We start from the raw sequence: 12663 nt of genomic DNA, 5'->3' as shown, positions 1-12663 counted from the left end.
AAAGACAAGTTACAGGAGGCAATCAAGATGCATCATTTCATCTGTATCGACAGCTTCAAAGGCTGCATCAGCTCGTCGGATGCAGCACATGCCATCGAACGGGGTATTTTACACGCCGATCCTGACGCGACGATTGATTGGAGCCCTGTCGCGGACGGTGGAGAAGGTACGATTGACGTGTTATCCGCCAACGGATTTGAGAAAATCGTTGCTCCGACAATCGATTTAGCCGGTCGGCCGATTGAAATGTCCTATGCTCAAAAAGACCGGATTGCCGTGATTGAGGTGGCGACAATCTGTGGGTTGCATTTGAAACGTCCGGAGGATGATGCGTTTTCAGTTCATACACGAGGAGTCGGGCGTCTCGTCCGGCAGATTTTGGCGACTGGTGTATCGGATGTCTTTCTTGCCTTGGGCGGTACGGCGACGACCGATGGCGGACTTGGTTTTTTGGCGGAACTGGGGGCTGACTTGCTGACACAAACCGGTGCGCCGATTCCATGGCAAACGAATCCGTTGATGGAAACGAAACAAATCCGTTTGCCGGCAAGGTCCGGTTCCTTACACGTATTGGCCGACGTTACGGCTTCGTATGCCGGCGAACAAGGAGCTGCTTACGTCTTCGGACCTCAAAAAGGACTGATCACATCCGACATCAATTTACTCGATGACCGGTTAAAAGAGATTGGAAGCCAACTTCACATCGACCATATCAAAGGGGCAGGGGCTGCCGGAGGACTTGGTGGAGCGGCATATGCGCTCGGCGCTTCAATCGAATCCGGAGCATCGTTTGTCCTCCGGATGATTCATGCGCAGGGACGAATCGAACGAGCCGCTTATGTCTGGACAGGGGAAGGACGGGTCGACCGTCAAACCGCGATGGGAAAGCTTCCTTCACAAGTCAGCGCATTAGCTGATCGTGCGGATGTTCCTTGTATCGTCCTGGCAGGAGAAGTCACGGAACGATTGGAACAGGCGTGGATCTGCGAAGCAATTCATGATCCGGGTGAAGGGAAGACACTCGATCCATTCATCACGAAACAACGGTTGGCGCGACGGGCAGAACAAATCGTCCGGCGTTTAAACCTGAAATGACTTTTCTAATTTAGGGAAATGGTTGACTGGAAAAGGAATGAAGCGCTGGCGCTTAGGGTAAAAGAAACTATACTACTCTATCAATTGGAAGGCAGGTCACCACCATGATCAATCAGTCGATTCAACTGTCATTTCGACAAGTCCGGGCACTCGTCGAACATACATTATTGTTATTCAAGGAGCTCGATCAACAACTCGCCAATCGGGGGTACGAACCGATTTTACCGGATGTCGTCCAAACGGAACACGGCATCAGCATTCATCAGACGAAAGACAGCGCGGAGTCACTGGTTCCGCATTTTTTGACCCGGTCTTACACACGTCAAAATGAAAAAGTCTCGAATCATGCGCTGATTGTGTCCGTTCAATACACGCATCCGCTCCACGAACGGTTTGATCCGGTCGTCCTGGTCGGAGACGTCATGTTCAAAAACCCGAAACAGACGGCAAAACTGTTGCTCGATAAACCATGGCTGTTGAAGTATGCCGCCTTCGAATCGACGGCAGCCGGATCATTTGAGCCGACCGGAAAACGTTTCCGGACCCAGCCGATTGAAGAAATCGAATGGCTTGATGTCTGGGGACATCCGTTTACGGAAATGCGGGATGTCGAGGACGTGAAAGTATTGGCGGAAGAAATGATTAAAGGGCACTTGGAGCCGGGGACACCTTGATGTACGGCACGTCATCACGCAAAAATTACGTGAAGCAAGTGATTCTTTTTTGAACGAGACGAGGGTGGCAGAATTGTAATCTGCCACCCTTGTCTTTGTAAAACTGACCGTTGAGTCAGCCCGTTATGTGTGTGTGATACGTAACTCTTGTTCATCGATTTTAGACCGCAACGACAATCCGTTCGATGGCTGCGACAAGATCCATCGGATTGGTTTTTGGAGCAAACCGTGTCACTTCCCCGTCGCGCGTCACTAAAAATTTTGTGAAGTTCCATTCGACATCCTGCTCGCCTGTCGTGTTTGGCGCAAGTGCCTTCAGTTCTGCGAACAATGGATGTGTTCCTTCTCCGTTGACTTCGATTTTTGAGAAGACAGGGAACGTCACGCCGTAGTTCATTTGGCAAAAGCTTTGAATTTCTTCGTCCGTTCCCGGATCCTGTCCGGCAAACTGATTACACGGAAAACCGAGGACGACGAGTCCTTGTTTCCGGTAATCCTGATGGAGTTGTTCAAGCCCTTCGAACTGTGGCGTCAAGCCGCATTTACTCGCTGTGTTGACAATCAGCCAAGCCTGTCCCGGATAATCTTTTAACGTTGCTTCCGTACCATCAATCCGCTGAAACGTCTGTTCCTGTAACATAAAATTCCCCCTTATGGTCTTACCATCAGTGTATCAAATGCGTCCGGCTTTCGCCTGAAAAACGGTCATCAGATGACAATTCCTTCACAATCCGGTGTCAGACGCCCGGAACAATTATAAAATTTGATAAAATACAAAAGACTTTGGAAAGAAAGGAGAGATGCCACATGAGAAAGATGTTGAAACAATCGCGTTTTGTCATGATCGCGACGCTTTGTCTCGTCTTGGTTGCAAGTGTTGTTACACTGCTGACCCTCGGATTCGAACGTGATATTGTGATTCTTGTTTCTGGAGTGGTCGCCCTGTGGGTGACGATGCTAGCTCCTTTGACGGTCCAGGCCAAACTGAATGAGCAATCATAACCGATGTTGATTCAAAAAACCGCAGTCCGAGTTCCTGCTGAAGGAGTGTTTCCATTCAGATGAAGGAACCGGTTCCTGCGGTTTTTTTCCTTCTATAACATAGGTCGTAAAAACACTATTTTTATAAAGTAAGTCATCAAAAAGTCTGACTATATTTTTTTTAGAAATTCTATTTACAAGCTTGAATAATCGGAGTAATATCCATCTCATCAACGAACACTAACATGTTAATGCTTCGATCTCAAAGTACGCCGAATTCATGATTGAAGCGGGGGACCCAACCGTCACGACACGTGACACGGGGTGAATCTTCTCAGGTAAGAGAAGTAGGGCGAAATCCTAGGTATGCCCGAATCCGACAGCTAACCTCGCAGGCGTTTTAGGAGGGAACGACTCTTATTCAGTGATGCCAATTTTTTTAGGCGATGCTGGGGCCGTTACTGCCTCACATCGTCTTTTTGCCGTGCTCAATTGTAAAAATATTGAATAATATGGAGGTAATTTCAACATGGAGGACCTTTGGAGTGTCTTGTTACTCGCATTGTTTTTCGGAAGTTCGTTTTTGATGATTGGTTTGATTGAACGGATTCAATGGCGGGCAGGTGACCGGAAATGACCTGGTTTTTGCTGGCTACCGGTTGTGTTGTCTTTTTGTATCTGAGTTATTGTTTGATTTATCCAGAAAAATTCTAATCGCATAGGAGAAACAAATCATGTGGACTCAATTTTTAATTCAATTTTGGATTTTACTGATCATCACCCTGGGAGCGGCCGTTTTGCTTGGACGGTACATCGGAACGGTCTTTGCACCTGTGGCCATTCGAAAAAACGACTGGATCGGTAAGGTGGAACGACGACTCTTGTTGTTGCTCGGCGTCGACGAACGAAAACAGGACCAGTCATGGGTCGGTTATGCGAAAAGTCTGCTGCTCGTCAATCTGTTGTTCTTCGTCGGAGGATACGTGTTACTCCGTTTTCAAGGCATCCTGCCTTTGAATCCGAACGGTGCCGCTAATCTTGACTGGTCGACTGCCCTGCATACGACCATCAGTTTCATGACGAATACGGATCAACAGCATTACTCCGGTGAAGCATTATCCTATCTGTCACAGACGTTTGTCCTCGGAACGATGCTGTTCGTCGCACCGACGATGGCCTTTACAGTCTGCATCGCCGTCATCCGCGGCCTGGCGAATCAGCCGCTCGGGAACTTTTATGCGGACTTCGTTCGTTTCATCATCCGTGTCCTACTTCCGGTGTCTTTCGTATTTGGCGTGTTGCTGATTTTACTCGGCGTCCCGCAGACGTTTGGCGGTGCCGTGACGGTGACGACACTCGAAGGCGCGAAGCAGTTGATTTACCGCGGACCGGTCGCTGCTTTTGAAGTCATTAAACAGCTGGGGAACAACGGTGGCGGATTCTTCGGGGCGAACGGCGCCCACCCGTTTGAAAACCCGAACCAGTACGTCAACTTTATCCAGATGTTTTTGATGCTGCTGATTCCGATGTCACTTCCAATCGCTTACGGAAAACTGATCGGCTCAGCAAAACAAGGCCGCCTTTTCCTCGGTGTCATGACCATCCTGTTTATGCTGATGACGTTCGGGATGGCGGGCAGTTTGTTTGCGAATCCGACCGCACACGGTCAGGAACTCCGGTTCGGTCAAGTCGGAACTGTCTTGTACAGTTCCATTACGACAGCGGCTGAAACAGGTGCTGTCAATGCGATGCACGATTCGCTTCATCCGCTTGCCGGATTAATCCAGCTCGGAAACATGATGCTGAATGTCGTCTACGGCGGAACGGGTGCCGGTTTCCTGAACGTACTGCTGTATGCGTTTGTCGCGGTCTTCCTGACCGGACTATTGATCGGGCGGACGCCGACCTTCCTCGGCAAAAAGCTCGAGACGTTTGAGGTCAAGCTGATGGCAATTACGTTACTCGTTCCGCCGTTTCTGATTCTGGTCGGAACCGCGATTTCGATGTACGTCGCACCGGGTGTCGGAGCGATTTCCAATCCCGGCTACCATGGTCTATCCCAAGTTCTATATGAGTTCACCTCGGCGACGGCCAACAACGGTTCCGGCTTTGAAGGACTTGGCGATGCGAACGTCTACTGGAATGTCTCAACGTCGTTTGCCTTATTCTTCGGTCGTTACATCCCGTTAATCCTGATGCTTGCGATTGCCGGATCGTTAAAAGCGAAACCGGCTGTTCCACAGGATGAATTTTCTTTTAAAACAGATACCCCACTTTTCGGTACAGTTTTCCTCGGTACGGTCGTACTCGTCGGTGCACTGACATTCCTGCCAGTGCTCGTGCTTGGACCTATCGCGGATTGGCTGACGATGTGAACAGGAGATAATGAAAGATGATGGAACCAATCAAAGATCAACCTACTGGGCAGAAACCGAACGTTCCGGAAAAAGAAGCAACAGCAACTGTCAATCCATCGATTGCGAAACAAGCGACACTGGATGCCTTGAAGAAACTAAACCCGGTTCATATGGTGAAACAACCGATCATGTTCGTCGTCTGGATCGGTTGCCTGCTTGCAATCGGCTATACGGTTTTCATCGATGAGATGCGCGGCTTTAACCTAGCCGTCAGTATCATCCTATTCCTGACTGTCTTGTTCGCGAATTTTGCCGAATCGATTGCCGAAGGACGCGGGAAAGCACAGGCGGATTCCTTGAAAGCCTCGAAAGCCGATGTCATGGCACGGAAACGGGTCGGTCAAATGATCGAGAACGTGTCCTCGGCGACACTGCGTAAAGGTGATATCGTTTTCGTCCGGACCGGTGAATATGTACCGGGGGACGGCGAAATCATCAAAGGGCTTGCTTCAATCGATGAGTCGGCAATCACAGGTGAGTCAGCACCTGTCATTAAAGAAGCAGGGGGCGATTTTTCGTCCGTCATCGGCGGAACGTTAGTCGTCAGTGATGAAATTGAAGTCCGGATCACGAGCAATCCCGGCGAGTCATTCCTCGATCAGATGATTGCGCTCGTTGAAGGGGCAAGCCGGCAAAAAACACCAAACGAGTTGGCGCTGTCGACTTTACTGACAAGCTTGACGCTGATCTTTTTACTCGTCGTCATGACACTGCCTGTCTTTACGAATTATTTAGGATTCAGCTTATCGGGTCCGATCCTGATTGCACTGCTCGTCTGTTTGATTCCGACGACGATCGGCGGATTGTTATCAGCAATCGGAATTGCCGGAATGGACCGGGTGACCCGGTTCAACGTCATCGCGATGAGCGGGAAGGCGGTCGAAGCGGCAGGCGACATCCAAACGATTATCCTCGATAAAACCGGAACGATTACATTCGGGAACCGGATGGCATCTGACATTTTACCGGTCGGTGACGCAACGACGGAAGCCACCTTTGCCGGCGCGACGCTCTCATCACTTGCCGACGAGACACCGGAAGGCCGCTCGGTTCTGGAACTTGCCGAACTGCGAAACATGACGATCGAACATGACCGTTTGCAAGGTGCGGAAATCATTCCGTTCCGCGCGGAAACACGGATGTCGGGACTTGATTTAGCAGACGGTCGCCGCGTTCGAAAAGGGGCCGGTCAAGCGATTCAACAGTGGGTCGTTGATCAAGGGGGAGACATCCCCGGCAATCTTCAGGAAACGGTCGAGCAGATTTCCCGTCTCGGCGGCACGCCGCTCGTCATTGCCATCGATTCGACGATCTTAGGTGTCATTTACTTGAAAGACACGGTCAAACCCGGCATGCGGGAACGATTTGACCGCCTGCGGGAGATGGGGATTAAAACCGTCATGTGTACCGGCGACAATCCATTGACGGCAGCGACGATTGCCCGGGAAGCCGGAGTCGATGACTTCGTCGCCGAATGTACACCGGAAGATAAGATCCGGGTCATCAAACGCGAGCAGGACGCAGGACACCTGGTCGCGATGACGGGGGACGGAACGAACGATGCGCCGGCGCTCGCTCAGGCCGATGTCGGTCTTGCGATGAACAGCGGGACACAGGCAGCAAAAGAAGCAGCCAACATGATTGATCTCGATTCCAATCCGACGAAAATTATCGAAGTCGTCGAAATCGGGAAACAGTTGCTGATGACACGCGGCGCGTTGACGACGTTTTCGATTGCCAATGATGTCGCGAAATACTTTGCGATTATTCCGGCAATCTTCATGGTCGCGATTCCCCAAATGGAACTGCTCAACATCATGCGACTCGATTCGCCGACGACCGCGATTCTCTCGGCCTTGATCTTTAACGCGATTATCATCCCAATGCTGATTCCGCTCGCGATGAAAGGTGTCTCGTATAAACCGATGACAGCGGATCAGCTACTTGGTCGGAATTTACTCATCTATGGTCTCGGCGGCGTCATCGTCCCGTTCATCGGCATTAAAATCATTGATGTCTTGCTCGCAAGCATCCTATAAGGAGAACAGAATCATGAAACAGGCCATTCGTGTGACGGTTTTCGTCACCGCGTTGTGCGGGATTGTCTTTCCCGCTTTGCTGACCTTATTCGGTCAGTTACTCGTCCCGGACAAAGCAGCCGGTTCTTTGCTGCAGGAAAACGGAAAATTCATCGGATCGGAATTGATCGCTCAACCGTTCACGTCGAAACAGTATTTTCACGGACGTCCGTCAGCGGTGGATCAATTAGCGGGAGCTTCTGCCGGGGATAACCTGGCCGCGTCAAACCCGGAGCTTGGCAAGCAGATGGCGGAATACGAAAAACAGAATCAGGTGGACGGCGCTTCGCTTCCGGACGATGCCCGCGTGACATCCGGTTCTGGCTTCGATCCGCACATCTCGCTCGATTATGCACGGGCCCAGGTGAAACGGATTGCAACGGAACGAAACCTCTCGCCTGATGCCGTTCGACGATTAGTTGATCAGGAAGCAGGGAACAATCAATATGTGAACGTTCTGATGTTGAATCTGAAGCTTGATCGGAGTCCATCATGACACGCGGAAAGCTGAAGCTGTACATCGGCTCGGCTCCAGGTGTCGGGAAGACGTATAAAATGCTCGCGGATGCACATGCGTTAGTCGGGGAAGGGAAGGACGTCGTCATCGGCTTGATTGAGACGCACGGCCGACGCGATACGGCAGAGATGATTGGACGGCTCGAGCAGGTGCCGTTACTCGACGTCCATTATAAAGAGAAAGTGTTTCTTGAGGTGAACGTCGAAGCGATCATTTCCCGCAAGCCGGATATTGTGTTGATTGACGAACTGGCACATACGAATGCGCCGGGTTCGGTTCGAAAAAAACGGTACCAGGATGTCTCTGTCCTGCTTGAAGCGGGAATCAATGTCTATTCGGCTGTCAACATCCAGCATTTCGAAAGCCTGCTGTTTAAGGTGAAAGAAATGACAGGGGTCGAAGTCCGGGAGCGGATTCCGGATCCCTTTCTCGGGGAGGCGGATGAGATTCTACTCGTGGACGTGACGCCGCAAACATTGCGCGAGCGGTTGGAACACGGGAAAATTTATAAAAAAGAGAAGATTGAACAAAGCTTGAATTCTTTTTTCTCCTTACAAAACTTAGCGAGCTTACGGGAGTTATCGCTCCGGCAAGTCGCAGATGAAGTCGACGATCAAGTGTATCAAGCCCGTCTGCTGATTGAAAAAGATCCGACATTATTACAGGAACGAATTTTGGTCTGTGTCCAGTTGAACGAAAATGCACGAAAGTTAATCTATCGTGGATTTCGGATGGCGAGCCGGATGAAAGCGGATCTCTATATCTTGACGATTCTACCCAAACCGGAAAACCAGTTGCCGGCATTTCAAAAAGAAGTACTGGCGATGTTACGGGAAAGTGGTGCCCTGTTTGACGCAGAAGTTTTAATTCGGATTCAAGGAGAACGTTCGATTGCGGAGACCATCACGGCGGCCGCAAAACATCACCGCATTACACAAATCGTGCTCGGTCAATCCGCACGGACCCGGTGGCAGGAAATCCGGCGCGGTTCGATCGTCAATCAAATCATGCGCCAAAACCGGGGCATTGATTTGCAAATCGTCGCTGATGATCAAGTCTGACAGGGTGTCTCTTCCGCGTAAATGCAGGGGACGTCTTCCGTCAGATGGTGGCGGTCAAAGCACACAAAAAAATCCAGACCACGAATCGATTGATTCAGTGTCTGGATTTTTTTGTATTTCTTAACGCGTAAAGACTGGAATATCAAAGACGGCCGTATAGCTGTCCATCTGTTCATACAGCTTGTAGATTTGGGTTGTTTGTTTGACCGCCCAGCCCATATCCGTCGCGTACTGGTGAACACCGGGACGCATCGGACTCCAACGCATTTTGTAGAGTGTGTTTTGATCGTAAGCATTGTGGATGTATGTCGTACTGATGAATTCAGCACCACCGACGATGGCGGCTTCCGGTGTGAACCATCCTTTGCTGTACGCATATGCAGCACCTGTATTGATGGCATCGTAGTCATACGCGCCGATTCCGTACATGTTGTAGACCGTGCGTCCGTTCCAAGTGACGCCTGTCGCAAGTTTCGACGTCCCGTTCCCTGTCTCAAGTAAAGCATGTGAGATGAGGTACGCTTCGTTAACCGAATACTTCGCACCGGCATCGATGAAAGCTTGGCCGCAGCTGCCTGTCGTACATTTACCGAAGATTCCTTTTGTCGCGAGGATATTGTTCAGCGTCGCGGCTGAAGCACCTGTTGATTTGGATAGATCAAGGAACTGGTAATAGGCAGAGGATTGACGGTCGACTTTTAACGGGTCGGCCGCATTCCGGACATCGGCTTCAAGAGCGTTCAACCAATAAATCGTTGAATAGCGTGTAGTCGATGTATAGACACGCGGATAGGTCGTATAGAATCCGCTGACGTTTTGGTAGACCTTAATCATCACGTTCGGTTTGAACTGACCATAGACGTGACTGGCAGTCGTCGCACCGGAGCGGATGTTCAGCGGTGTCGTTGCCGTGACAGTGGCAATCGTTCCGTTGACAGGATCAAGTGCACCGCCGAGGCGAACGTAATCCGAACTGACATACATCAGTTTCGAAGCATATAAATCAGTTTGCGGTGGCGGATTCAGTTTCATTTGGGCACTGATGAAGCTGTCAAACGTATACGGAGTGGCGACCGAATTATAGACGTTCAGCTTGGCTGATGTCATGACCATGGTTCCGTTGTACGCATAAAGCGTCTTCCCTTCATAAGAAACTTCGTACCAGCTGCCGATTTTACCGGTGACCGGTAAAATCGTGTTCACCGGAATGGAAGCGACGAGCTGATAGGCATCCCCGACGTAAGACCGGAGCGAAGTCGTACCGGTTGCCCGGACGAATGATTTTTCAATCGGCTCATAAGCGATCGGTGAAGTCGGTTGACCGAGTTTGATGTAACCTGTTTTTCCGTTGACAGTGACTTGATGCCACTGTCCGTTGACGGATGTCGTGACAAGGGTTTTCGTCGAGTAGACATTGCCTTTGTTTAAGTTGGCGATTGTTGTTGCCGTATCTTTTGCATCACTTTTGACAGCGACCGGAGCGTCGAGTAAGAAGCGGACTTCTGCAATCGTCGTTGTGTCCGAGAACTCCGTCAAAGTGGAAGTAGCTGCATAACCGCTTTTACCGGCATAGGTGATTTTCATCCAGTTGCCGATTTTTCCTGTCACCGTGACGACTGTTCCGTTCGGAATGGTCGTGACCGAAGCGTACGATGGTCCGGCATATGACCGGAGCGGTGTTGAAGCTGATGTTTTATATTTTGTAGCCGGTAATGCCTGATAGTCGATCGATGTTCCCTGGTTGACGCGAACGTAACCGGTTTTTCCGTCGATTGTCATCCGGTGCCACTGTTCCGACCGGCCGTTCGTGACGAGTTGTGTCGTGTAGTAGACGTCATTTACCGAGAGTGTCGTCAACGTATCGGCTGTCGAGTGGTGCGATTTCTTTACGTCGACTGACTTCGATAAGACGAATCGTGAAGCCGGCAGTGTTTTTTTTGTAATCAATTCAGTCATCGTATCCGCAACAACATAACCGGTTTTCCCGTTAGCCGATACTTTATACCAATCTTGAATTTTTCCGATGACCTGAACGTTCGTACCTGTCGCGATGGTTGCGACAGTCGCATATGAATTTCCTGCATATGTACGCAGTACAGTCGTTTCTGTCGCTTTCATTGCCATGTTCTCTGAACTGTAATCGACAGGTGTCCCTTGATCGACCGGGATGTATCCTGTCTGACCGTCTTTTATGACACGATGCCATTTAGACGAACCATTCGTGACGAGTTGATTCGTTTGATAGATATCCTTTGCCTTGAACATCGTGACGGTCGCAGCGTTGGCTTTCGGTACTGCTTTCATCGCGACATCCGTTTCAAGTTGGATATCGGTCGCCGGAATCGGTTGTGTCGTCACATAATCCGTAAAGGTCGTACCGGCTGCGTAACCTGATTTTCCGTCATAAGAGACTTTATACCAGTTGCCGATCTGTCCTTGGATTTTGACGACGGTCCCGTTTGGAATCGTTTTAATGACACCGTACGAAGGACCGGCATACGAGTGCAAGGCCGTTGCTGTCGTTGTCTTTAGAGAAAGATCATGGACCGTATAATACTTGATCGTTTTTCCCTGATTGACTTTGACATAACCGGTTTTGCCATCTTTTGAGACTTTATGCCATTGCTCGCCAAGCGGATTTGTCACAAGTTGCGTCGTGTAGTAGACGTTTCCTGTTTGCAGGCTGGCAAGTGTCGCAGCGGAAGAAACCGGTGTAGCTTTGATTTCAACCGAATTCGACAACAGGAAGCGTGACGAGGCTAACTTGACCTTCGCCGTGTATTCATTTAAAGCAGCAGTCAAGACATAACCTGTTTTGCCGTCATACGTGATGCGGTGATAGAGACCAGAACGAGCAGTCGATTTGACGATTGCTCCTTTTGGAATCGTGACAAGCGGTCGTTTTGTTCCGTCCGTCGTGTCGTACAGGACAAGAGCCGATTTCGTCTGGAATGCGGTTTCCGGAATCGTTGTTACCTCTTGTTTAGAAGAGCCGGTGAACGCACCTTTATGCATATAACCTGACTTACCTGCATAAGTGACGTTGTACCAGTCACCGATTCGTCCGGTCGTTTGCAGGGAAGTCCCTGTTGGAACGACAATCTGCCGCGGATAGGCTGTACCGGCATATTGACGGAGGATGTAACCGTCTGTCGTTTTTAAAGCAGTCTTCGACATTTTCGTGTAGGCAATCGGTGTCGCGTTTAAGGCACGGGCATAAACCGTCTTGCCGTCATATTTGACACGATAAAAGATTTCGCCAACCGAATTCGTGATTTTTTGTGAACTGTAGTACGCATCCTGTTCATTTAAAGTAGCGATGACAGGAGCTGTCGCCGACGCTGATGTATAAAGGGGCGTCTTTTTCGAAACGAGGAACCGTTGTCCTTTAATCGTTTCTTTCTGATCAAATGCTGTTAGATATTTTGACGCGACATATCCCGTTTTTCCGCCGTATGCTACTCTTCTGAAATAGCCAGAAGACGACTCATACGTGGATGAAACGATAGTTCCGGTCTTGATCGTCAACAAGCGTTTCCGTGAAGATGTCGTCTTGTCATACAGATAAGTATCGGCAGACAGACGGTAGGTCGTTGCTTTGGTCGTCGCAGCTTCGAGTGAAGGGCTGTAAGAAACAAATATGCCGAGGACCAGGATAAAGCTGACCAGCATCTTCAAGGGTTTCGTGAATAGTGTCGTGTTCAAAGATCGTATCCTCCTAGTTAGAATTCGTCCGAAGACGTTTCGGGCTCTAGGATGTCAATTCTAAGATGTGAAATTAATTTGCCTATACTTACTATCGACAATAAAACATTTATCTACAGTATATTTAGATTTTTT

At 49.7% G+C, this 12663-nt stretch carries 10 protein-coding genes and 1 riboswitch; of the genes, 8 read left to right on the top strand and 2 right to left on the bottom strand.

Translation table 11 applies throughout. The annotated features are described in order from the left end of the window. The first annotated feature begins 27 nt into the window (after window positions 1-27). Together HNY42_RS14535 and HNY42_RS14530 are read left to right on the top strand one after the other, a co-directional pair. A complete protein-coding gene (locus HNY42_RS14535; RefSeq protein ID WP_188004722.1) occupies window positions 28-1095 on the top strand; it encodes a glycerate kinase family protein in 1068 nt (355 codons plus the stop codon). Window positions 1096-1199: 104 nt separating this feature from the next. Then, window positions 1200-1769 carry a hypothetical protein gene (locus HNY42_RS14530; protein WP_131972240.1) on the top strand — a complete coding sequence of 190 codons (570 nt, stop codon included), beginning with the start codon at window positions 1200-1202 and terminating at the stop codon, window positions 1767-1769. A gap of 160 nt (window positions 1770-1929) precedes the next feature. Here the strand turns inward: HNY42_RS14530 and HNY42_RS14525 are convergent, their stop codons facing one another. Further along, on the bottom strand, window positions 1930-2409 hold the full coding sequence (locus HNY42_RS14525; protein ID WP_188004721.1) for a glutathione peroxidase: 480 nt from the start codon (window positions 2407-2409) through the stop codon (window positions 1930-1932). Window positions 2410-2576: 167 nt separating this feature from the next. Here HNY42_RS14525 and HNY42_RS14520 point away from each other — a divergent pair, with 167 nt between their 5' ends. The 6 genes from HNY42_RS14520 to HNY42_RS14495 all read left to right on the top strand — a co-directional run bounded on the left by HNY42_RS14520 (window position 2577) and on the right by HNY42_RS14495 (window position 8823). Then, a complete protein-coding gene (locus tag HNY42_RS14520; protein ID WP_012371418.1) occupies window positions 2577-2771 on the top strand; it encodes a hypothetical protein in 195 nt (64 codons plus the stop codon). Window positions 2772-3010: 239 nt separating this feature from the next. Beyond that, a riboswitch (cyclic di-AMP (ydaO/yuaA leader) is annotated at window positions 3011-3163 on the top strand. Window positions 3164-3383: 220 nt separating this feature from the next. Continuing rightward, window positions 3384-3464, top strand: coding sequence for a potassium-transporting ATPase subunit F (locus HNY42_RS16395; RefSeq protein WP_114594992.1), 81 nt, complete (start codon window positions 3384-3386; stop codon window positions 3462-3464). A 20-nt stretch (window positions 3465-3484) separates the two neighbouring features. Then, window positions 3485-5125: a potassium-transporting ATPase subunit KdpA gene (gene kdpA / locus HNY42_RS14510; protein ID WP_131972242.1), complete on the top strand. Its 1641-nt coding sequence runs from the start codon at window positions 3485-3487 to the stop codon at window positions 5123-5125. A gap of 17 nt (window positions 5126-5142) precedes the next feature. Then, a complete protein-coding gene (gene kdpB, locus HNY42_RS14505; RefSeq protein ID WP_188004720.1) occupies window positions 5143-7206 on the top strand; it encodes a potassium-transporting ATPase subunit KdpB in 2064 nt (687 codons plus the stop codon). Between the two features lie 13 nt (window positions 7207-7219). Further along, window positions 7220-7741, top strand: coding sequence for a potassium-transporting ATPase subunit C (locus tag HNY42_RS14500; protein WP_131972246.1), 522 nt, complete (start codon window positions 7220-7222; stop codon window positions 7739-7741). Then, window positions 7738-8823, top strand: a complete 1086-nt coding sequence (locus tag HNY42_RS14495) for a universal stress protein (protein WP_188004719.1) — start codon at window positions 7738-7740, stop codon at window positions 8821-8823. The genes HNY42_RS14500 and HNY42_RS14495 overlap by 4 nt, the downstream gene beginning before the upstream one ends. Window positions 8824-8943: 120 nt before the next feature. On the opposite strand, the gene HNY42_RS14490 is transcribed toward HNY42_RS14495, so the two are convergent. Beyond that, window positions 8944-12528, bottom strand: a complete 3585-nt coding sequence (locus tag HNY42_RS14490) for an SH3 domain-containing protein (RefSeq protein WP_188004718.1) — start codon at window positions 12526-12528, stop codon at window positions 8944-8946. Window positions 12529-12663 lie beyond the last annotated feature (135 nt).

The sequence above is a fragment of the Exiguobacterium sp. Helios genome (genome assembly GCF_014524545.1).
Classification (GTDB): domain Bacteria; phylum Bacillota; class Bacilli; order Exiguobacteriales; family Exiguobacteriaceae; genus Exiguobacterium_A.
Note: the sequence above shows the minus strand (reverse complement) of the source record. Positions and strands in the feature narration are given on the sequence as shown.